This window comes from Cellvibrio sp. BR (assembly GCF_000263355.1).
Lineage (GTDB): Bacteria > Pseudomonadota > Gammaproteobacteria > Pseudomonadales > Cellvibrionaceae > Cellvibrio.
On record NZ_JH668200.1, the window covers coordinates 891,005 to 914,005 of the forward strand.

Annotated in this window: 19 protein-coding genes; 12 read left to right on the plus strand and 7 right to left on the minus strand. The window is 49.9% G+C overall.

From position 1 onward, the window contains the following. Positions 1-30: 30 nt before the first annotated feature. The 5 genes from dnaK to O59_RS03705 all read left to right on the plus strand — a co-directional run bounded on the left by dnaK (position 31) and on the right by O59_RS03705 (position 5,510). Positions 31-1,962 (plus strand): molecular chaperone DnaK, encoded by a 1,932-nt coding sequence (gene dnaK, locus O59_RS03685; protein ID WP_007639615.1) that lies wholly within the window; start codon positions 31-33, stop codon positions 1,960-1,962. Between the two features lie 120 nt (positions 1,963-2,082). Continuing rightward, entirely contained in the window at positions 2,083-3,204 is a 1,122-nt protein-coding gene (gene dnaJ / locus O59_RS03690) for a molecular chaperone DnaJ (protein WP_007639618.1), read from the plus strand. A gap of 61 nt (positions 3,205-3,265) precedes the next feature. Then, a complete protein-coding gene (locus O59_RS03695) occupies positions 3,266-4,048 on the plus strand; it encodes a hypothetical protein (protein WP_007639619.1) in 783 nt (260 codons plus the stop codon). A gap of 77 nt (positions 4,049-4,125) precedes the next feature. Next, positions 4,126-4,638, plus strand: coding sequence for a M23 family metallopeptidase (locus tag O59_RS03700; RefSeq protein ID WP_007639621.1), 513 nt, complete (start codon positions 4,126-4,128; stop codon positions 4,636-4,638). Between the two features lie 71 nt (positions 4,639-4,709). Further along, the gene (locus O59_RS03705; protein ID WP_007639623.1) at positions 4,710-5,510 is read left to right on the plus strand and encodes a CPBP family intramembrane glutamic endopeptidase; all 801 of its coding nucleotides are present in this window, start codon (positions 4,710-4,712) and stop codon (positions 5,508-5,510) included. 129 nt (positions 5,511-5,639) lie between these two features. Here the strand turns inward: O59_RS03705 and O59_RS03710 are convergent, their stop codons facing one another. After that, the gene (locus tag O59_RS03710) at positions 5,640-6,572 is read right to left on the minus strand and encodes a thioredoxin family protein (protein WP_007639625.1); all 933 of its coding nucleotides are present in this window, start codon (positions 6,570-6,572) and stop codon (positions 5,640-5,642) included. A gap of 303 nt (positions 6,573-6,875) precedes the next feature. Between O59_RS03710 and O59_RS03715 the strand changes: the two genes are divergently transcribed. From O59_RS03715 to O59_RS03740, 6 genes are all read left to right on the plus strand, one after another. Next, positions 6,876-8,363, plus strand: a complete 1,488-nt coding sequence (locus O59_RS03715; RefSeq protein ID WP_007639626.1) for an OmpA family protein — start codon at positions 6,876-6,878, stop codon at positions 8,361-8,363. A 308-nt stretch (positions 8,364-8,671) separates the two neighbouring features. Beyond that, entirely contained in the window at positions 8,672-9,280 is a 609-nt protein-coding gene (locus tag O59_RS03720; RefSeq protein WP_157152445.1) for a PEP-CTERM sorting domain-containing protein, read from the plus strand. A 51-nt stretch (positions 9,281-9,331) separates the two neighbouring features. Further along, positions 9,332-11,257: an ATP-dependent DNA helicase RecQ gene (locus tag O59_RS03725; protein ID WP_040391131.1), complete on the plus strand. Its 1,926-nt coding sequence runs from the start codon at positions 9,332-9,334 to the stop codon at positions 11,255-11,257. A gap of 222 nt (positions 11,258-11,479) precedes the next feature. Beyond that, a complete protein-coding gene (locus O59_RS03730; protein WP_007639629.1) occupies positions 11,480-12,532 on the plus strand; it encodes a sugar phosphate isomerase/epimerase in 1,053 nt (350 codons plus the stop codon). 18 nt (positions 12,533-12,550) lie between these two features. Continuing rightward, positions 12,551-13,696, plus strand: coding sequence for a Gfo/Idh/MocA family protein (locus tag O59_RS03735; protein WP_040391134.1), 1,146 nt, complete (start codon positions 12,551-12,553; stop codon positions 13,694-13,696). Between the two features lie 113 nt (positions 13,697-13,809). Next, entirely contained in the window at positions 13,810-15,024 is a 1,215-nt protein-coding gene (locus O59_RS03740; protein ID WP_007639634.1) for a sugar MFS transporter, read from the plus strand. A gap of 443 nt (positions 15,025-15,467) precedes the next feature. Here the strand turns inward: O59_RS03740 and O59_RS21940 are convergent, their stop codons facing one another. The 4 genes from O59_RS21940 to O59_RS03755 all read right to left on the minus strand — a co-directional run bounded on the left by O59_RS21940 (position 15,468) and on the right by O59_RS03755 (position 19,072). Continuing rightward, positions 15,468-15,848, minus strand: a complete 381-nt coding sequence (locus O59_RS21940) for a carbohydrate-binding domain-containing protein (RefSeq protein ID WP_007639635.1) — start codon at positions 15,846-15,848, stop codon at positions 15,468-15,470. A gap of 33 nt (positions 15,849-15,881) precedes the next feature. Then, positions 15,882-16,694: a cellulase family glycosylhydrolase gene (locus O59_RS03745; protein ID WP_007639638.1), complete on the minus strand. Its 813-nt coding sequence runs from the start codon at positions 16,692-16,694 to the stop codon at positions 15,882-15,884. Positions 16,695-17,082: 388 nt separating this feature from the next. Further along, complete coding sequence (fghA, locus tag O59_RS03750) at positions 17,083-17,943, minus strand: S-formylglutathione hydrolase (RefSeq protein WP_007639639.1); 861 nt, start codon at positions 17,941-17,943, stop codon at positions 17,083-17,085. Positions 17,944-17,962: 19 nt separating this feature from the next. Beyond that, positions 17,963-19,072 carry an S-(hydroxymethyl)glutathione dehydrogenase/class III alcohol dehydrogenase gene (locus tag O59_RS03755; RefSeq protein ID WP_007639640.1) on the minus strand — a complete coding sequence of 370 codons (1,110 nt, stop codon included), beginning with the start codon at positions 19,070-19,072 and terminating at the stop codon, positions 17,963-17,965. A 103-nt stretch (positions 19,073-19,175) separates the two neighbouring features. Here O59_RS03755 and O59_RS03760 point away from each other — a divergent pair, with 103 nt between their 5' ends. Next, positions 19,176-20,066: a LysR family transcriptional regulator gene (locus tag O59_RS03760; RefSeq protein ID WP_007639641.1), complete on the plus strand. Its 891-nt coding sequence runs from the start codon at positions 19,176-19,178 to the stop codon at positions 20,064-20,066. Between the two features lie 11 nt (positions 20,067-20,077). Here the strand turns inward: O59_RS03760 and O59_RS03765 are convergent, their stop codons facing one another. Next, entirely contained in the window at positions 20,078-20,971 is an 894-nt protein-coding gene (locus tag O59_RS03765; RefSeq protein ID WP_007639642.1) for a chemotaxis protein, read from the minus strand. A gap of 76 nt (positions 20,972-21,047) precedes the next feature. Further along, positions 21,048-22,958, minus strand: a complete 1,911-nt coding sequence (dxs, locus tag O59_RS03770; RefSeq protein ID WP_007639643.1) for a 1-deoxy-D-xylulose-5-phosphate synthase — start codon at positions 22,956-22,958, stop codon at positions 21,048-21,050. Positions 22,959-23,001 lie beyond the last annotated feature (43 nt).

Sequence of the window (23,001 nt, forward strand, 5' to 3'; positions counted from 1 at the left end):
GGCAACACATAGATTTTTAGGAGCAACACCATGGGCAAAATTATCGGCATCGACTTGGGTACTACCAACTCTTGCGTATCTGTACTCGAAGGCGGCAAACCAAAAGTGATCGAAAACGCCGAAGGCGATCGCACTACGCCGTCGATCATTGCGTTCACCAACGACGATGAAATTCTGGTGGGTCAATCTGCCAAGCGTCAATCAGTCACTAACCCGCACAATACGTTGTACGCGGTTAAGCGTTTGATCGGCCGTAAATTCAAAGACGATGTGGTGCAAAAAGACATCTCCATGGTGCCGTATAAAATTGTTGCCGCCGACAACGGCGATGCATGGGTAGAAGTGAAAGGCGATAAAAAAGCACCGCCACAAATTTCTGCTGAAGTGCTGAAGAAAATGAAAAAGACCGCTGAAGATTATCTCGGCGAGACAGTAACCGAAGCGGTCATTACCGTTCCGGCTTATTTCAATGATTCACAGCGTCAAGCCACCAAAGATGCCGGTCGCATCGCGGGCTTGGATGTAAAACGTATCATCAACGAACCTACTGCTGCAGCACTGGCTTACGGTTTGGATAAAGGCGTGGGCGATCGCACTATCGCGGTATACGATCTGGGTGGTGGTACTTTCGATATTTCCATTATCGAAATTGCAGACGTAGATGGCGAACACCAATTCGAAGTGCTTTCAACCAACGGCGATACTTTCCTCGGCGGTGAAGACTTTGATATGCGCTTGATTGAATTCCTCGCGGAAACTTTCAAGAAAGATACCGGTATCGATTTGCACAACGATCCACTGGCGCTGCAACGCTTAAAAGAAGCAGCAGAGAAAGCCAAAATTGAATTGTCATCCAGTCAGCAAACTGAAGTGAACCTGCCTTACATCACTGCTGATGCAACCGGTCCAAAACACTTGGTGGTCAAACTGACTCGCGCCAAGTTGGAATCGCTGGTGGAAGATTTGGTGACTCGCTCCATGGAGCCAGTAAAACAAGCGATTAAAGATTCCGGTAAATCGCTGAGCGAAATTGATGACGTGATTTTGGTTGGCGGTCAAACCCGTATGCCATTGGTACAAAAAGCCGTTGCGGATTTCTTTGGTAAAGAAGCACGTAAAGATGTAAACCCGGATGAAGCGGTAGCCATCGGTGCGGCAATTCAAGGTTCAGTATTGTCAGGCGATACCACCAACGTATTGTTGTTGGACGTGACTCCATTGACGCTTGGTATTGAAACCATGGGTGGCGTTGCGACTCCGTTGATCGACAAAAACACCACGATTCCTACCAAGAAATCGCAAATTTTCTCGACTGCGGATGACAACCAAACGGCTGTGACTATTCACGTAGTACAAGGTGAGCGTAAACAAGCGTCGCAAAATAAATCACTGGGTCGTTTTGACCTCAGCGATATTCCACCAGCGCAACGCGGTATGCCACAAATTGAAGTGACTTTCGACATCGACGCCAACGGTATTTTGAATGTAAGCGCGAAAGACAAGGCCACTGGTAAAGAGCAATCCATCGTGATCAAAGCCTCTTCCGGTTTGAGCGACGATGAAATCCAGAAAATGATTAAAGACGCAGAAGCCAACGCTGATGCTGACCGCAAGTTTGCCGAAGTAGTTGCAGCGCGCAACACCTTGGAAGGTTTGATCCACGCTACAGAAAAAACCTTGAAGGATGCTGGTGACAAAGCGACTGCTGATGAAAAATCTGCTATCGAAGCAGCACTGACTGAAGGTCGCGATGCAGCCAAGTCGGAAGATCTGGCAAAAATTGAAGCGGCAACTACCAAGTTGACCGAAGCATCAGGCTCACTCGCGCAAAAACTTTACGCCGAGCAGCAAGCTGCAGGTGCTAACGCAGGTGCTGGTGCCCAACAAGCCGGCGGCAACAAAGCGGCAGATGACGGTGTCGTAGATGCTGAATTCGAAGAAGTGAAAGAAGACAATAAATAAGTTTTCGATCACTGATCAGGAAGTAACAAAAACAAATGCGGGCTTGCCCGCATTTGTCATGTAAGAAGCAAATGAATTATTAACTGAAATGCAAAAGACATTTCTACTATCGGTGTAACCATGGCAAAACGCGATTACTACGAAGTGCTCGGCGTCAAAAAAGATGTAGACGCAGCAGAATTGAAAAAAGCTTACCGTCGTGTGGCGATGAAATTTCACCCGGACAGAAATCCGGATGACCCCTCTGCGGAAGAAAAATTCAAAGAAGCCAATGAGGCCTACGAAGTACTTTCCGATGACAATAAGCGCGCAGCCTATGACCGGTTTGGTCACGCTGGTGTGGATGGTCAGTCAGGCATGGGCGGCGGTGGCGGTGCTGGCTTTAACAATTTCAGCGATATTTTTGGCGATGTGTTCGGCGATATTTTTGGTGGCGGCGGGCGTGGTGGTCGCGGCGGCCCGGCGCGCGGCTCCGATTTACGCTACAACCTTGAACTGAGTTTGGAAGAAGCGGTAAAAGGCACCAGCGTACAAATTAAAGTGCCCACGCTCGTTAGCTGTAAAGTGTGTGACGGCTCCGGTGCAAAACCCGGCAGCAAACCTGTTACCTGTTCCACTTGTGGCGGCCATGGCCAGGTGCGTATGCAGCAGGGCTTTTTCTCAGTGCAACAAACCTGCCCCACCTGTCGTGGTCGCGGCACTATTATTTCTGATCCATGCAAGCCTTGCCACGGTCAGGGTCGTGTAGAAGAAACCAAAACCTTGTCGGTAAAAGTACCGCCGGGTGTTGATACGGGTGATCGTATTCGTTTGTCCGGTGAAGGCGAAGCCGGTGCCGATGGCGGCCCCAGCGGCGACCTGTACGTGCAGGTAAATGTACGCGAGCACAATATATTTAAACGCGACGGCGCCGACCTGTACTGCGAAGTCCCCATCGATTTTGTCGATGCTGCATTGGGTGGTGAATTGGAAGTTCCAACACTGGATGGTCGCGTAAAATTAAAAGTTCCACCTGAAACCCAAACCGGCAAACTTTTCAAATTGCGCGGTAAAGGTGTAACGCCAGTGCGCGGTGGTGGAGTGGGTGACTTGCTCTGCCGTGTTGTAGTAGAAACACCGGTGAATCTCACAAGCAAACAAAAAGATTTACTCAAAGAATTCCAAACGACCATGAAAGGCGGGAAATACTCGCCCAAACAGTCGAGTTGGTTCGATGGGGTTAAGAAGTTTTTTGGTGAGTGATTGATGGTTTAAATCAAAAAGCCGATTCGAGAGAATCGGCTTTTTTGCTTGGGGGAATAGCATGAAGGATTTTTTTGAGAGCGTTTTTGGCGCATATAAATCACGTTACCAAAATAAATTTATTGGTACGTTTGTGCTTTTTTATATGGCGTTAAATTGGGAAAGGGTAATTGCTGTATTCTTTTTGTCTGAATTTTCTTACCAGAGATTTATATTTTTGTGGTCGATGGATTTGTATGAGTTGGCGGTAAAGGTTTCTGTTAGTGCTCTTTTGACGCTTGTGTATCTGTTTTTTTCTCCTCTAGCTAGCCTTTTAGTGCATAAAATGCAAAGTTATGCATTAACTGAATACAAGATTCAGAATATAAAAAATGAGAAAAGAATTATTAAAGAAAAAGAAAAATTAGAGGACGTAAAAACTGATTTGCTGGTTAAAGAGCGAGATAATTTTGAAATGGAGGCTGGTATCACGAGTAAAAATAGGGATATCAGTGTATATAACAAGCTAATTTCATTTTTCAATGAGCAAAAACTTAGAGAATTGTTTTATTCAATAAGTGATTTGCGTTCCATCAGTATGGAAAAGTTTGATAGATTAAGAAAATTCATCTATGAATTGGCTGCTGTAGAAAATATGTTTTATGAAGATGAGTTGAATGAAAAAAGAAATGAGCTGCTGACTAGGGTTTCTGAGATGGCGTCATTAGTTGTTCAGGGTATAAGGGTTGTTGATGGGTACAGTTTTGAGGATGAGCAGGTTGATTCCATCCTGAAGTATGAGGAGCTGGTTGTCGATGCGTATCGTGAGTTTATTTTGGAGGCGAGAAATTTATTTGATCGCTAGTTTGTGGTTAAATGTTGAGCCAATGTTGGGCATCGCTGCGCTCAGCACCAACCTACAAAAGCAACAGATAAAGTGCTATGACCAAAAAACGCAAAGCGTTAAAAATATTCCTCCTCATTTTCGTAATCATTTTATTCCTGCCTGAATCCCCCAAAATTCCCGTTCAAAATGCCACTGCAAAAGATTGGAATGCGAAATCCTTTTGGTTTGAGCCTTGGGGGAAGTCCGGGGTGCATAAAGGAATTGATATTTTTGGCAAGATGAATACGCCGATTGTATCGACCACTTATGGATTGGTGATTTTTGCGGGCGAGTTACCGCGTGGGGGGAAAGTAGTCGCGGTGCTGGGGCCAAAATGGCGAGTTCATTATTACGCGCACTTGAATGCAGATTCAGTTTTTATCGGCGAACCGGTGTGGAGCGGTAAACCAATTGCGAGTTTGGGGGATAGCGGCAATGCCAAAGGCAAGTCGCCGCATTTGCATTATTCTATTGTGACACTGGTGCCTTACCTCTGGAAAATTGATGGCGCAACACAGGGGTGGAAAAAAGCGTTTTATCTTGATCCTGCGCCGATACTTTTACCTTAATGTGTTGGGCATCGCTACGCTCATCCTGCGAGGCTCGGCCCAACCTACGGATACCAAGAAGAAAAATTATCGTGAATAAAAAAGAATTGATAGCGGGTGTCCTGCTCGCGCTTGTTGTTGCAGTTTTGGTTATTGTGGGTTGGATGCCTTGGGTCAATATGATTGGCCTGGCAGGTGTTGTTTGCCTTGCCATGTTTTTTCGGAAAGAGGCGTTAAATCGCTGGATAAAAGTTGGCGTCTTTATATTGTTGGTGCCACTGGTGTTTTTTGTGGCGACCTATCGCCCGGAAGGGTTTTCTTATCCACTATTATTGTCGCTCGCACATGAAACCGGTTCTGAACCACGCTTTGAGATGTTTGTAAATTTTTCCAAGCTATTGGTTGGTCTATGTTTGTTATTTTTGCTTTGGCCTAGATTGCGTAACTGCGAATTTGTGGCTTCACCATCATGGCAATTTTTAATTGCATTGCTTGCTCCAGCGCTGATTGTGGCGATTGCTATCCCGGTCTTGGATTTGCGTTTTCAGCCAAAAGCAATAGAACACATGGTGTTATTTGCTCTGGTCAATTTGTTTGTTATCGCTTTGGCAGAAGAGGCATTTATGCGCCTGTTGCTACAGCAGTCGCTGTGCAATGCTGTGGCCGGTATGACGACTAACCGCTGGGTACAAGAATTATTACCTTTGTTGCTGGTAACAGTAATTTTTGTAGCAATACATGTGGGTTTGAGTGGTGCTGCTATTTGGATTTATGCGCTAGCGGGATTTTTATATGGGTTGAGTTATACCTTGAGTAAAAATATCCTTTATCCGATTACTATTCACTTTCTGGTAAACCAAATCCATTTTTCGCTATTGACCTATCCGCTATAGATAGTGATGGTCGCACAGGCCAAAATAGTTAAATGCTAAGAATCGTTTTCTGGGTTCAACTGTTGTAAATAGAAAAGCGCAACCGGATAAAGGGGGCGCTTTTTTATTTAGTAATTTTAATCCCTATCCTTAATGTGTAGCTAGCGCGGCCTTAATCACTTGCAGTGGCTTCTCACTGCCGTCAAATTCGGTAATGCGGGCGATTTCATTGCCGTCTTTCAACACAATCACTGTGGGATAACCTGTGGCTTTAAAGCGGCGGAATTGTTCGTTGTTTTTGTCCACGCTGACATTATAAGGAAGTGAGAATTTTTTACTGTAATCATTCACATCCGTCTGCTCTGTCCATAAATGAGTGACATAGGCAGATAGTTGTAGCTTTGGTGTTGAGCGATAAAGTTTATCAATAATTTTCAGGGCATTGATGCAATTGCTGCTCAGTTCAGGATGTATGTCTTTCATGTACCAATCACACCAGGTTGCCGAAAAATACATTACCGCAGCACCTTTAGGTAAGGATGTTTTGGCAACAGAGCTGATTTCTACTGTTGCATCTGCAGGTGTTGCTGCCGGTTTGGAGTTGCTTGCGAGCTTGGCTAATTGATCGGCGAGTTGTTCGTCGTCTGTGTAGGTAGTGTAAACCACGTCTCCTTGGTTATTAATCAATACATGAAAAGGTGTTCCTTTAAATTCAAAGTTTCCTGCAATGGTGCCATTGTTATCCATTAATATTGGGATAGTGAGTTTATTTTTTTGTTGCAGCGAACGAATTGTTTCATCGGTTTCGTTGATATTTAAATTCACGGCAAAGATGGCAATTTTATCGTTGTATTGTTGATAGGTTCTCTCAAGGCTTGGTAGCTCGCGGCGGCAATCCAGGCACCAGGTTGCCCAGAATTTCAGATAGATCGGTTTTTTCCCGATTAATGCCTGCAGTGAAACGGGTTGCTTCTCAAATGTTTGATATTCCGTTTCAAAATTCAGTGGTTTGGCCTGTACCCAGGGAGCAATTAATACAAATATTGTAACTAGCAGTGAACGGAATAACTGATTTGGTTGCATGTGATAAGTTCCATAGGGGGGGTATCTTTACTATGACTGTTTCCAGGTTCAATGAATTGTATTTTTGCGACATTTGATGCAGTCGCCTGACCTCTGCCCGTGATTGTATGGCGAATAGATTGTACTAAGGGATACGGTTGCTGTTTCACGCTAATAAAGCTGATATTAGTTTAAGCATATTACACCCGCATCAAATTTGTGATCTGTATTCACTGCGTGTTAAGCGCCCAGTATTAATCTTGCCTATTTTCTGTCATAGAGATACCTGTCAATATCACACTAAAAATTAACCAAGGAGTTGTTATGTTTTCTCGTGCACTGTCGCTGTTATCACACCCTGTTGTGCTTTCTTTTGCACTAATAAGCTCACCGTTGTATGCGAGTTACGATCAAGATCATCCGCTGTTTGCGGCTTATCCCAATGCGGATCTTGAGCAGGCAAAAATGTATGACTATGAAAAATACACCTTCCCGATTTCTATAGTGGATGTCAGCAAAGAACCGTACTCCTTTACCCGGTTGGATGTGGTGGGCGATTTGTATTTGCACAATTATGAAATTGAAAATGTTTCATCGCTCAAGGTGTATGAGAATTACATTGTTGCTGCCAAACAGGCGGGCTTTAAACCGCTGTTTTCTTGTGCGCTAGAGGCTTGTGGCGATGAAGATCAGGCGGCGGCACTAGGTACCGCGATTGCGGTAAGGGGCAGTGTCTACAACAATTACCATAACCCCTATTATTGGATTGGTGAAAAAGAATCACCGAAAGGCAAAGTTATAGCTGCTTGGTTTTTTGGCGCTTATGAAGATATGGTCAGTGTGCAGCAGGTGATACTTGAGACCGAGCCACTGGAAACAGGTTTGGTAAAAGTAGACGCTGCTTACGCCGGGCAGGCGGCAGCGCCAACCAGTACCGAGCCTTTGTCGGCAGATGAAAAGGCGAAAGATAATGAGATGTTGCCGCGCTATCCCGGTGCAAAAATTTTCCAGCATAAAAAAGTGGATACAGAAGTTGTAACAATTCCTTACGCAATTAATGCAACAGAAAAAACGCCACTGCAATTAACCGGCGATTTAACCCGTCACACTTACACTATCGAAAATGTTTCGACCTTAAAGGTCTATGAAAATTATAAAAATGCCTTAACCCGCGCTGGTTTTGCGTTTATTTCGCAGTGCGAATTAACGCAGTGCGGCAACGAAAAACAAAGTAGTCAGCTGGGTGAGGCATTAGCCATCTCTGGGAGTGTTTATAATTGGTATCGCAACTCCTATTACTTATTGGCTAAAAAATCCTTGCCGACCGGCAATGTGTATATCGCTTTATTTATTGGTGCTTATGAATCACAAGTGGGTGTACAGCAAGTGATTGTGCAAGAAAAAGCGGTAGAAACAGGTTTAGTGAATGTAAATGCCGATAGTTTGAAGCAACAGCTTGATGCTGAAGGTAAAGCGCTGATTTATGGTATTTATTTTGATACCGGCAAGGCAGATATTAAAGCGGAATCCAAGCCCACTCTGGATGCGATTGCAGAACTGTTAAAGCGCAATCCGGATTTGCTGCTCTACGTCGTTGGCCATACCGATGACACGGGCGATGGTGCCTCCAATGTCACGCTCTCCGGGCAGCGCGCTAATAAGGTGGTTGCCAGGCTGGTAAAAGATTATCAAGTCGCTGCCGCGCGCCTGCAGGCACAGGGTGTTGGCCCTTATGCGCCCGCCAGTAGCAATACCAGTGATGCGGGGAAGCAAAAAAATCGCCGCGTTGAATTGGTTAAACGCTTGCGCTGATCAGCCTGTGCTTTCAGTGGGGTGCTACTGCTTAACCGGCTAGTTATGCAAAAAGTATCTTTTAAAAATATTTTTTTATAACGGTCGGTTCAGTTTTGAGTGGTTTTGTTAACCGCTGGTCTCATGGCGACACCTAAAATCAGTTCTTGTAAAAAAGTTCACTGTTATCGGCAAAGGTTCCAGTTAATATGAAGAGCCACTGGGCAAGCGCGTTGCATCGGCTAAAAGAAGTTGGTTGCTGCAGCGCGCGGCAGTTCTGATCTTGCCGTTGGTTGAGGTTCGTTATCGAGGGATTTTGGGAGACGTTTATGCGATTCATAACAATAGTGGGTTTGATAGTTGCGCTGGCTGCACCTTCTGCCATGGCTGGCTTGGTACGTTTGGATATAGATAACCTCACTTTTTACGATTGGGATACCGGTGAACCGGAGCCTGGTGGCAGCATTAGTTTTTTTATTGATGAGTCAGTTGCTGACTCCAATGCACTCCCGGAGCGCGGCCGCTATAACGGTGCGATTGCGGGTGGCCAATTCAATAATTACCGCACGGGTGAAACCTATTTGTTTGACCTGGATACCCAAAATTATCTCGATGTAGAATCCGTAGCGGATATGTATACCGGCATAGCGCTGCGTGGTTCGTTTAAAAATCAGTTAGGCCACAGTTTTTTATTTGATTTATGGATGGAAGCCAGTTTTAAACCGGATGATCATTTGCATACACTCAAGTCAGCAGTCGATGTGTGGGAAAATTCAGTGGTATTCAGTTTGCTTGAACCCGTGAATTATTTTGAGGGTTATGGCTCAACCAAGGTCAGCTTTACGCCAATAAATAATGTACCGGAGCCAAGTCTATGGGCATTGTTGTTGAGCAGCCTGTTTATGCTCGGTTGGCGACGCTTTAAGTCGCCGATTTAGTGTGCCGCTTTAGGTTCATGGAAGAACTACAACATTATGGAATTTCTATTTATGTCATCGCCTCATACTGTTCTGGAACAGTCGTTTAAACTTAACTCCTTTCGCCCCGGTCAAGAGCAAGTGATTAACGCGCTACTCGCGGGGCGATCTGCACTTGCAGTATTCCCGACAGGCGGAGGTAAGAGTCTCTGCTATCAATTGCCTGCATTAATGCTCGATGGCTTAACCCTAGTTGTCTCGCCGCTTATCGCGTTGATGAAAGATCAAGTGGATGCCTTGCAGGCACTGGGTATTGCGGCTGCGCGTTTGGATTCTTCTCTGTCCAAAGAAGAGGTGCAGGCCATCTACGATGGCATTTATCAGCAGCAGATAAAATTATTGTATGTCTCGCCCGAGCGTTTAAAGAACGAGCGTTTTGTGCAGCGACTTGCGCGCTGCAAAATCAGTTTGTTAGCGATAGATGAAGCGCATTGTATTTCTGAATGGGGGCATAATTTCCGCCCGGATTATTTAACCCTGGCTGATCTTGCCAAAACGTTGCGCGCTGAGCGTGTATTGGCTTTAACGGCAACGGCAACACCAGCAGTGGCCGCCGATATTTGCAAACAATTTGCTATCGCCCAGGCGGACCATATTCAAACCAGTTTTGCGCGCCCGAATTTACAATTGCGTGTCACACCTTGTGGGGCTGAGGCGCGCATCGATTTACTTCTGTCACGCTTGCAAAAACATCCGCGCAATGCTGCCACCATTGTGTATGTGACTTTGCAAAAGACCGCAGAGGAAGTGGCGGCGGCAATTAATGCAGCGGGGTTAATGGCGGTGCATTATCACGCCGGGTTGCCGGATGACGAGCGGGAGCAGGTGCAGAATCAATTTATGCGCGGCGAGGTGCCGGTAGTTGTTGCCACTATCGCCTTTGGTATGGGCATCGATAAAAGTAATATTCGTGCGGTGTACCATTTTAATTTGCCCAAATCGATTGAAAACTACGTGCAGGAAATTGGGCGCGCCGGGCGTGATGGCGAGCCGTCATTGTGTGAAATGTTTGCGGTGGCCGATGATATTCGCGTATTGGAAAATTTTACCTATGGCGATACACCCACAGCAGAAAGTTTGCGGGCATTGGTGCAGCACTTGCTCACTTTTGACGATGTGTTTGATATATCGACTTATGAATTATCCAATCAATTTGATTTACGCCCACTGGTATTGAATACCGCGCTGACTTATTTGGAATTGCGCGGTGTGATCAGCGCCCAGAGTCCGTTTTATACCGAATACAAAATACATTTTTTGCGGGACCATACATTTATCCTTGCGCAGTTTGATGCTGACCGCGCTGGTTTTTTACAGCGTTTATTTGCTGCCGGGCGCATGGGCAGAAAATGGTTGTCGCTGGATATGTTGACGGTACCGGAACAATTGCAGGAATCCAAAGAGCGTATCAGCAACGCGCTGGATTATTTGGCAGAGCAGGGGTGGATTGAATTAACCGTCGCCAATTTACGTCAGGGCTATAAAAATAATAAAACCATGCAAAACGCCGATCAGCTGGCCGAACTCCATCATTACCTGGAACAATTATTTGCCGAGCGGGAGGCGCGGGATATTCAGCGCATTCATGCGGTACTTACGTTTGCCAATAATCCCGCCTGTTTGAGTCAGCAGTTAATGCACTATTTTGGTGAGGACGGCGCGCTGCCCTGTGGTATCTGCAATCACTGTCGTCATGCGCAGCCAGCGCTTATGTCTTTGCCCCCTGTATTACCGCTCACGCCCGCACAGCAAACGCTGGTTGCAGGTGTGAAGCGTGAGGCGCATGTGGCACTGCAGCAGCCGCGACAATTGGCGCGGTTTTTATGTGGCCTGCCCAGCCCGGCGACGAGCCGTTCGCGCCTTAAATCGCACCCTGCGTTTGGGGCGTTGGCCGGTGTTTCTTTTTCCTTATTAATCGAAGCCGCTGCTGGTGCGTGAGTTATGCCCGGCTGATGCCTCCGGGTGTCGCCGGAAGTGTAAATAACTGTTTGCTCTGTCGCGCGTTTTGGCGACTTGGAATAAAGTCTTGCCTCCGTATGGCTTATTGTTATGATTACTTTAAGTCATCTTGCATATATGTACCGGCAATTTAAATAATGAAGCGGCTCGTTGCGACAGCGCCGCCTTGGTTTACGCCCCTGTTCTGTTGGAGATTCCCCCATGAAAACGCTGAAAGGCCCCGCGATTTTTCTCGCACAATTTTTAGGTGATACCGCTCCGTTTAACAGCCTGGATAGCATCGCGGGTTGGGTGGCGAGTTTAGGTTTTAAAGGCGTGCAAATTCCCACATGGGACGCGCGCGTTTTTGACTTGGAAAAAGCAGCAACCAGCACAGAATACTGTGCTGAGTTTCAAGCAACACTGGCTAAACACGGTTTGGTGGCGACTGAGCTATCCACCCATTTGCAAGGTCAGTTAGTGGCGGTGCACCCGGCTTACGATGAAATGTTTGATGGCTTTGCGCCAGAGTCAGTGCGTGGCAACCCTGCTGCGCGTCAGGCTTGGGCGGTTGAGCAATTGATGTTGGCGGCACAGGCAAGTAAAAACCTCGGTTTAACCGCTCATGCGACCTTCTCCGGTGCGCTGCTCTGGCCCTATTTGTACCCTTGGCCACAGCGTCCTGCCGGTTTGGTGGAGCAGGGTTTTGCCGAATTGGCCAAACGCTGGATGCCCATTCTGGATGCCTTTGATAAAGCGGGTGTGGATGTGTGTTACGAAATCCATCCGGGCGAAGACCTACACGATGGCGCTACCTTTGAACGCTTCCTTGCAGCGGTAAACAATCACCCGCGTGCGAATATTTTGTTCGACCCATCCCACTTTGTATTGCAACAGCTCGATTACCTCGCGTTTATCGACCGCTATCACGCGCGCATCAAAATGTTCCATGTGAAAGATGCGGAATTTAACCCCAGCGCCCAACAGGGTGTATATGGCGGTTATGAAAGCTGGGTGGATCGCGCCGGTCGCTTCCGTTCATTGGGTGATGGTCAGGTAGATTTCAAACAAATCTTCTCCAAGTTCGCCGCTTATGATTACGAGGGTTGGGCCGTGCTGGAATGGGAATGTGCACTGAAGCATCCGGAAGTGGGTGCGGAAGAGGGCGCTAAATTTATCCAGCAGCACATCATTAAAGTCACTGAGCGCGCGTTTGACGATTTTGCCAAGAGTGGCATCGACGAAGCCAAAAATCGCAAAATTCTCGGTCTGTAAAAATTTAGGAATTCAACAATGACAACTCCAAGAATTCGTTATGCAATGGTCGGTGGTGGTCGCGGTGCATTCATCGGTGCGGTGCATCGTATTGCGGCGCGTATGGATGACCGGTTTGAACTGGTCGCCGGTGCGCTGTCTTCTAATCCCGAAAATGCCCAAGCTTCTGCAGCTGATTTACACATCGCTGCCGATCGCGCTTACACCTCCTATGAAGAAATGCTGCGGGTAGAGAAAACCCGCGCCGATGGTATTCAGGCGGTGGTTATCGTAACGCCTAACCATATGCACTTTCCGGTTGCCAAAGCCTGTTTGGAAGCCGGTGTGGATGTGATCTGCGATAAACCGGTGACCCGCACCTTGGAAGAGGCGCTGGAGCTGGAGCAGATTGTGAAAAAAAGCGGCTGCTTCTTTGCGCTTACCCACAACTACAGCGCCTACCCGCTGGTGCGTTATGCACGTGAAATTATCGAGCAGGGCAAACTCGGCAAACTGCGTGTTGTGCAAGTGGAATATCCACAAGAGTGGTTGACCGAAGCGGCGGCAGACGACAACAAACAAGCTTCATGGCGCACTGATCCGGCGCGCTCTGGTTTGGCAGGTTGTTTGGGCGATATCGGCACTCACGCCTTCCAGCTTGCGCAATTTATTACCCAGCAAAAAGTGAAAACCGTCAGTGCTGATTTGACCAGTTTTGTTGATGGTCGCCCGGTAGATGACAACGTACATGCCCTGTTGCGTTTTGATGGCGGCGCCAAAGGGATGCTCTGGTCAAGCCAGGTTGCACCTGGTTGTGAAAATGGCCTGCGTATTCGTGTGTATGGTGAAAAAGCCGGCATTGAGTGGGCGCAGGAAAATCCTAACGAGCTGTGGTTCTGCGAGTTGAACAAACCGCGTCAACGTATTACCCGCCGCGGTGATATCGGTAGCGATATTGCAGCGCGTGGTATGCGCACACCGGGTGGTCACCCGGAGGGTTATCTTGAGGGTTTTGCCAACCTCTATAAAGATATCGCCGATATTTTGATTGCGCGTCAGCAGGGCGAGACCCACTTTTTGCAAAATTGGGTGCCGGATATAGACGCAGGTGTGGAGGGCATGCGCTTTATTCAGGCTGTGCTAACCTCATCGCAGCAGGATGGCGTTTGGACGCCACTGGTGTAGTGTCAATAACTGCCGGGTTTTGTGCCCGGCAGTTTGGTTTTGTCAAACAACAACTCACAACAATCAATAACAAACCAAGTAACAATAAAACCCTATAAAAAGGTATAAATCCTATGACCAGCTCCTCAGCAACTATTAATCCGCAGCGACTATTTACCGCCTGCTGCGTCGCACTGATTGTGACCGCAATGACCTTTGCGATTCGCGCCGGTGTCCTCACGCAACTGAGTGCAGACTTTAACTTCAGCAACACCCAGTTGGGGTGGATTAACGGCATGGCCTTCCTCGGTTTTCCGGTGGCGATGATGTTTGGTGGTTTGATTTATAACCATGTCGGTGCACGCACCTTGATGTATCTGGCTTTTGCCTGCCACTTGATTGGTTTGATTTTGACAATTACCGCCAATGGTTTTGTCACTCTGTTGTTATCGAGCTTTTTCATCGGCTTTGCTAACGGTTCGGTTGAAGCCGCCTGTAACCCCTTGATCGCCGATATCTACCACACTCGCAAAACTGCCATGCTCAACAAGTTCCATGTCTGGTTCCCCGGTGGCATTGTGATCGGTGCTTTGGTGTCAAGCCTGATGACCAAGTTGGGTCTGGATTGGCAGTGGCAAATTGCGATCATGATCATTCCTACCATTATTTATGGCGTAATGATCTTCGGTCAGCCATTCCCAACCATGGCGAATTCCGAGACTTCTACCAAAACCAATATCAAAGCGTTGTTTTCGCCGCTGTTTATTTTCATGTTCTTCTGCATGACTGTGACCGCCGCGTCTGAATTTGGCACCCAGCAATGGGTTGACCGTATTTTTGGTGCGTCAGGTGCTCACCCCATGTTGGTATTGGCCTTGGTAACTGGTCTGATGGCATTGGGTCGCTTCTTTGCTGGCCCGATTGTAGAGGCTCTTAACCCGGTGGGTGTGTTGTTGATGTCTGCCGTAGTGACCACCATTGGTATTTTCCTGTTGAGCAACGCATCCGGCGGCATGATTTACATTGCAGCGATGGTGTTTGCATTGGGTGTTACCTACTTCTGGCCGACGATGATCGGGTTTATCAGTGAATACCAGCCGAAAACGGGTGCGCTGGGGATGTCCCTGTTAGGTGGTGCCGGTATGTTCTCCATGAGTATGTGGAATCCGGTAATTGGCGGTTGGTTGGACGATGCAAAAGCCGAAGCGATTGCCAGTGGTGTTCCGGCGGAAGCGGTAGAGTTGACTGCAGGCCAAGCGACATTGCAAAACCTCGCACTGTTCCCGCTGTTCCTGATCTTTGCGTTTGGTTTCCTGTTCTTGATTCGCAAACGTTTTGCACACAAGTAATTGAGTCGGTATTAACCCCCTCATTAAAAAAGCGCCTAAGGGCGCTTTTTTAATGGCTGTAAAACAAGGTTCTAACCAAGCGAAATGTAATCCGCTGTAATAAGTTGTTACATTTGGCGACAAATATGGGAACTGCATCACATAAGAGGCTAGTGCTGTTGGTTTTAAAAAAGTACAAGCTGTATAAAAGCGCGGCATGACCATGAAATGAGTGAGTGGTTTAGTGAGGCTCAAAAGGACTTGAGTTTCCATGCATCTCTTTTCTGTAACTTCTCCCTTCTCTCCCGCTTTGCTCTGCTTTTTACGTCTCCCTGTTGGGCTCTATGGCTAAACCCTGACGCGAACCGATTGCGCTTTTTCATTTACTGGCTGGCGGCTACGTAAAAAAGGCGATGTATTGCTACATCGCCAAAGGGCTGTAAAGGATGTTGCCTGAAAACGCCTTACTGCGAATTACAGGTGCTTTGGGAGATACAACTACGGTTGTTTTCCCAGCCCCAGCCAGAACTGACGCTGGTGCAAATCGGGTAGCTGGTGCCATACCAGTTGCAGCTACTGCTAGTGGTGCGCACCACACAGCTTTGATTGTTCTCCCAACCCCAACCATTACCGGTGGCTGAGCTGGCACTGCAGCAATAGGGGTAGCCATTGGGCGCGGTACCGCAGCTATTGCCACTGGAGCTGCTGCTGGATGATGCGCTACCACCAAAAATGCTGGCTAGTCTGGAAGTCGCTTTAATGCCATTGCTGCCATTGATGAGGGTATTGCCCCAGGTGGTAAGTGTGTTGGCGTTAAAGTTTTGGGCGATATCCAGCGAGGCCAAGCCAGAACCATTACCTGACCATGACCAACCAAACTAGCCATAGTTGTATTGTTTGGCGTAGCTCATGATCGCGCCTTCATCGACATTGCTACCAAAATGATCTGCCGCGAACTCGCCCACCACCAAAGCTAACCCATTGTTTTTAAAGCTGGCCATGTAGCTGTTGATAGTGCTGGCACTGCCATAAACTTCATACATATGCACACTGAAAATCACGTTCTTTTGCGGATCGCTGGCCAATACGCTGGCGGCGTTGTCGCGCATGATGTTTTGCCAGTCCTGGCCCCAGTTAGCGGCATCGACCATCAGTGCGTGTTTGAAACCGGCGGCGCGCAGGCGGCTGATGGCATTTTTGTGGCCGTCGGTCCAGGCACTGGCGGATTGGCCATTGCCAAAGGGTTCGTTGCCAATATTGATAATGACGTAGTCCTCCTGGCCGATCAGTGAGTTTTTAATGCTGATCCAGTAGTCCACCGCCTCATTAAGGGTGGCCGCCGTTTGTTCGCCGTAACCGGTGGTGTCGTGCACCTCCAGCACGGTAATCAGTTTGTTGGCTTTGGCCTGACTGATGATGCTAACCACTTGTGATTCCGGGGTGCGGCTCCAGAGTTTGCCGCTGGCGAGCACCACACGCAAGCTGTTGGCGCCGGTTTTAGCTATATCGCTCAGGGAGTTGGCGGTTTTGTCGTTGTACCAGGCGTGGGCGACATTGACGCCGCGCATCACAAAGGGCGAACTGTTTTCATAGACGGTACTGCCGGACACATAAATGCCGGCGCTGCTGCTGATGGCGCTGAGCGCCAGCACTAGGGCGGCGAAGGGTTTGATAAGTTTTGTTACTTTCATGGGGTTGAACCTCGTTATGATTATTCTTGCGGGCGCCTCGTCCAAGGCGATGAACAACTCACTGTCAAAACGCTCTTCCTGACATCCAATCCTTGTTGTAAATGCGGGCGGTTTGTTATTTGTGCCCTTGTATTAATCAATTGCCTGTAACCGGTTACTTATTTTCAGTTAATAAAAGATAAAATCCCTATTGTATCGGTAGGCAAACAAATGCTGATTTTTAATATGTATTTGAATTAAAACAAAATTATTATTCTGTGGTGTCGAGTAGCTGGAAGATAATGGATAACTCTACGGAAATTGTTTTGTAACCGATTACAAAGTTAGCCGAGAAAAAGGGGCTTGGCAAGCCCCTTTTTTATGCGCAAATAAGGGTGTTGGCGGGTGTTTAGTGGTGAGCACCCGTTGGATAAAGGTATTTGGCGTGATACTGCAGGTGATCGTCGATAAAGCTGGCAATAAAAAAGTAGCCGTGGTCATAGCCGCTGCGGGTGCGATAAAGCAGCGGTTGGCCCGCTTTGGCGCAGGCGGCTTGCAGGGCGTCTCCGCCCAGTTGCGGTGCTAGAAACTCATCCGCATCACCCTGATCCACCAACAGCTCTTGGCTTGATACACCGCTTGCAATCAATGCGCAGGCGTCGTACTGCTGCCAGGTGTTGCGATCTTCGCCCAAATAGCCGCTAAACGCTTTTTGACCCCAAGGGCAGTTACCAGGGTTGGCGATAGGTGCAAAGGCCGATACCGAGGCGTAGCGGCTTGGTTGGCGCAGCGCCAGCACCAGCGCACCATGGCCGCCCATGGAGTGACCGCTGATCGATTCGCGACCATTCACCGGAAAGTGCGCTTTGATCAGTTCCGGCAGCTCAAGGGTCAAATAGTCGTACATGCGGTAGTGTTTATCCCACGGCGCTTGGGTGGCATTCAGGTAGAAACCCGCGCCGGAGCCGAAATCATAAGTGTCGTGCTCGCCGGGCAGGCTCAGGCCGCGCGGACTGGTATCCGGGCAGATAATGGCAATACCCAGCTCTGCTGCCATACGCTGGGCACCAGCTTTTTGCATAAAGTTTTCATCGGTACAGGTCAGCCCCGACAGCCACCACAAGACTGGCACCGTGCGGGTTTCGGCCTGCGGCGGTAAATAAATCGCAAACACCATGTCACAGTTGAGGCTGGTGGAGTGGTGTTTGTAACGCTTTATCCAGCCGCCAAAACTTTTGTTGCTGGCGATGTTGGTCAAAATACTGGTCATGTCGGTGCCCCTGTAGCGCTTAGAAGTGCAAAACGGTGCGGATACTTTTGCCTTCGTGCAGCAAGTCAAAGGCGTGGTTGATTTGGTCGAACGGCATATCGTGGGTGATAAATTCGTCGATTTTGATCTCGCCGCGCATATAGCGCTCCACATATCCCGGCAACTGGCTGCGGCCTTTAACCCCGCCAAACGCCGAACCTTTCCATACGCGACCAGTCACCAGCTGGAAGGGGCGGGTACTGATTTCCTGCCCGGCGCCAGCCACGCCGATAATGATCGATTCCCCCCAACCTTTATGGCAGCACTCCAGTGCCGAGCGCATCACGTTCACGTTGCCGATACATTCAAAGGAGTAGTCCACGCCGCCGTCGGTCATATCCACAATCACTTGTTGGATGGGCGCGCTGTGGTCTTTGGGGTTTACAAAATCGGTCGCGCCAAATTGGCGGGCGAGTTCAAATTTGTCGGGGTTTACGTCGATGGCGATGATGCGGCTGGCATTCATCATCTGCGCACCTTGAATTACCGCCAGGCCGATAGCGCCCAGGCCAAATACTGCGACGGTTGAGCCGGGGGTGACTTTGGCAGTATTGATGACGGCGCCGATACCGGTGGTGACGCCGCAGCCGAGTAGGCAGATTTTATCCAGCGGTGCATCTTTGGAAACCTTGGCGAGGGAAACCTCCGGCAATACGGTGTACTCGGAGAAAGTCGAGGTACCCATATAGTGGAATAGGGGTTTGCCTTCAAAGGAGAAGCGGGTGGTGCCGTCGGGCATTAGCCCTTTGCCCTGGGTGGCGCGCACCGAGCCGCACAGGTTGGTTTTGCCGGACAAGCAGAATTTGCACTTGCCGCATTCGGCGGTGTAGAGCGGAATCACATGGTCGCCCACTTTCAGGCTGGTCACACCTTCGCCTACCGCCTCCACAATGCCCGCGCCTTCATGGCCCAAGACTGCCGGAAATACGCCTTCAGGGTCGCTGCCGGACAGGGTATAGGCATCGGTGTGGCAGACGCTGGTGGCTACAATACGCACCAACACTTCGCCGGTGCGTGGGCCTTCAACATCGATCTCTACCAATTCCAGTGGTTTGCCAGCGGCAAAAGCGACAGCGGCGCGTGATTTCATGGGTGACTCCTCAGCGTTAAAATTTCCGGGTGCAAAGTGTAGACTAGTGACTCAGTGGCAATAAGCTAGCTGAAAATCACTTAATTATTGCCGTGGAGCAACAATGCAACATTGGGAGCGGGTAGAGGCGTTTATCGCGGTAGTTCGATTTGGCAGCTTTGCCGCCGCGGCGCGGGAGCTGCAAGTATCCAACTCCCATGTGAGTCGGCTGGTGAGCCAGTTGGAGCAGCAGTTGGGCACGCAATTGCTCTATCGCACCACCCGCCAGATCCGCCTGACCGATGCGGGGCAGCTCTATTACGATAGTTGTCGCCATTTGTTTGATGGGCTGCGCGAGGCGGAATCGTTGCTGCAGCATCATCAAGGCCAGCCTACGGGATTGCTGAAAATTACCGCGGCGACCACCTTTGGCGACCGTTATATCGCGCCCTTGGTGAACGACTTCCAACTGCTTTACCCGCAACTCAAGGTACAGATGTACTTCAGCAACCGGCAGGTGGAGTTAATTGAAGAGGGGTTTGATCTGGCGATTCGCATGGGGGTCATGCGCGAATCCACCCTGATCGCCAAACGCCTGTGTGACCGGCGAGAGTACATAGTCGGTTCGCCCACCTATTTGGCGCGCGTGTCGGCGCCACAAACCCTGACCGATTTGGAGCGCCACAATTGCCTGGTTGGCACGCGCGGTTATTGGCTGTTAAGTGACGGCGGCCAGCGTAAGGATCTACAGGTGCGCGGTAACTGGCAGGCCAACTCCGGCCCGGCCCTGCTGGATGCAGCGCTGAAAGGTTTGGGGCTGGCGCAGTTGCCGGATTATTACGTGGATGAATTTCTCGCCGATGGCCGCTTGGTGAAGGTATTGGACGACTACCGTTTTAACGACGCCGGAGTCTGGGTGGTCTACCCCCAGCAGCGCCATTTGGCGCCTAAGGTGCGGTTGTTTATCGATTTTCTGGCGGAGCGATTTGCGGGTGGGGTGGCGTCATTGGTTTGATTGGGTGCTAGTTAGCGAACTTTTTTGGTGGCGCCACGCAACATTGCATCGATTAATTCACGCGCGTCGAATTTGGTGAGCGCTTCGTCGGCACCGACCTGGCGGGCTTGGCTGACGCTGATGCTGCTGGACAGTGAGGTGTGCAGGATGATGTAGGCGCTGGCGAGCTGTTTGTTGTCGCGCACGGCAAAGGCTAGCTCGTAGCCGTCCAGCCCCGGCATTTCGATATCGCTGACTAATATATCGATGGGCTGTCCGCTGTTGGCGGCGGCGCGCATGATCTCCAGCGCCTTTTGGCCGTCATCGGTCACCTGATAGCGCACATTGATGGCATCGAGGGAGTCGCTTAACTGTTTGCGCGCGGTGCGCGAGTCGTCCACCAATAAAATACGCATGGGGCGCAGCTGCTCGCGTTCTACATCGGTAATGGTGGCGGTGGCTTTGGAGGCATCGAGTGGGAAGAGGCGTGCCATGATCACTTCCACGTCAAGCAATTGCACAAGTTGATCATCAACCCGGGTGACGCCGGTGATGTAAATGCTATTGCCCAAAAACTTATCGGGCGCGCTGATATCGCGCCAGTTGGTATCGGCAATACGCTCAATCTGGCGCACCAGAAAACCAACCTTTTGGCGTTGTACATCAGTGACAATAATAAAACTACTGGCCAGCGCATCTTGCGGGGTGGCACCTTTGCCCACCGCTGCCGCAAGGTCGACTATGGGCATAGTCTGCCCGCGAATGTTGAGCGCACCCAGAATACCCGGGTGCTGGTTGACCATGGGGGTCACGGCTTGATAGGGAACCAGTTCCTGGATTTTAAGTGTGCCCAGGCCAAATATCTGTTGGTTGTGCAGGCGAAACAACAGCAGGCCCTGGGAGTGATCAGCTTTAGAGGATGACAAGGTGGCGCTCCCCTCGCGGGTTAATCAGGTTGACAGTCAGGCTGCTATGTAATGCTTGGCAGCCTCACTATCGAGTTTAGTGTGCTATGGATCTGGCGTCGCTTGTTGTTGCCTTCAGGCGCAAACTAATACGCTCGGCGATGGATTTGACGTCCAGCCCCTGGCTTGCCAGCTGCTGTTTCTGGCTGGCGTGTTCAACAAATTCATCGCCAAAACCGAGCTGTAAGGTCGGGCAAATCAGGCCGATATGATTTAAATGTTCGGTCACGGCACTGCCTGCACCGCCAGCAATCGTATTCTCTTCCAGGGTCACCAGCAATTGATGTGAGCCCGCCAGCTGCTCCACTAATTGTGCATCCAGCGGTTTCACAAAACGCATATCCACCAGGGTGTAATTGTGCTGCTCGGCGACTTGTTGGGCGGTAGCCAGTAGCGGCCCAAAACAGAGCAGGGCGACTTGCTTACCCTCGCGTTTGATAACCCCTTTGCCGATGGGCAGGGCGGTCATGGTTTTTTCTATCGCTGTGCCCGGGCCTGTTCCGCGCGGGTAGCGCACAGCGGCGGGGCCTTGGTAGTGGTAGGCGGTGTAAAGCAGCTGGCGGCACTCATTTTCGTCGCTCGGTGCGGCAATCACCATATTGGGAATACAGCGCAGGAAGCTGATATCAAAACTGCCGGCGTGGGTGGGGCCGTCTTCGCCGACCAAACCCGCGCGGTCGATGGCAAAGGTGACGTCCAGATTCTGCAGGGCGACGTCGTGTACCAACTGGTCGTAGGCGCGCTGCAAAAAGGTGGAGTAGATCGCCACTACCGGCTTCTGGCCTTCACAGGCCATGCCTGCCGCCAGTGTCACCGCGTGTTGCTCGGCGATGGCCACATCGTAAAAGCGCTCGGGGAAGTGGGCGGCAAATTCCACCATGCCTGACCCTTCACACATGGCGGGGGTGATGCCAATTAGCTTGTCATCCTGCGCCGCCATATCGCACAGCCAGCGGCCAAATACGTCCTGATATTTCACTTTTTTGGGTGCATCCACCGCACCCAGTTCGGCTTTTTTGGGCTCGATTTTGTTGAGCGCGTGATAGCCCACCGGGTCCAGCTCCGCTGGCTCAAAACCTTTGCCTTTCTGGGTGATGATGTGCAGCAGTTTTGGGCCTTTGATCTCGCGCAGGTTGCTCAGGCAGCGCACTAAATCGCCCAGATCGTGGCCGTTGATGGGGCCGACATAGTTAAAACCCATCTCCTCAAATAGGGTGCCGGGCGACATAAAACCCTTGAAGTGCTCCTCGGTGCGGCGCGCAAACTCCCAGGCGGGTGGGATTATGCCCAGCACCTGTTTGCTGCCTTCGCGCAGGGAGTTGTAAAACTTGCTCGCCCAGATTTTGGACAGGTAAGTGGAAAAGCCGCCCACATTGGGGGAGATGGACATGTTGTTGTCATTGAGTACCACTAACATATCGGTCTCAGTGTGCGCGGCGTGGTTCAGCGCTTCAAATGCCATACCGGCGGTCATGGCGCCATCGCCGATAATCGCTGCCACTTTGCGTTCAATGCCTGCCATTTTGGCGCCAATCGCCATGCCTTGGGCGGCGCTGATGGAGGTGCTGGAGTGGCCGACCCCAAAGGTATCGAACTCGCTCTCTTCGCGCTTGGGGAAACCGGACAGGCCGCTGCCCTGGCGAATAGTGCCCATGCGCTCGCGGCGCGAGGTCAGGATTTTGTGTGGATAGGTCTGGTGGCCCACATCCCACACTAGGCGGTCGTTCGGGGTTTGATAGACGTAATGCAGTGCGATAGTGAGTTCTACCACACCGAGGCCAGCGCCAAAGTGACCGCCGGTCTGGCCGACGCTGTAGAGCAAAAAGGCGCGCAGTTCTTCTGCCAGTTGCGGCAGCTGCTTTTCGCTCAGGGCGCGCAGCTCAGTGGGGCTGTCGATGCTATCGAGCAGTGGCGTGAGCGGGCGGGAGGTGGGTATCTCGTTATGCATTCGCGGTCATCAGTCTGGTTATCAGGTGGCAGTCGGCCATTGT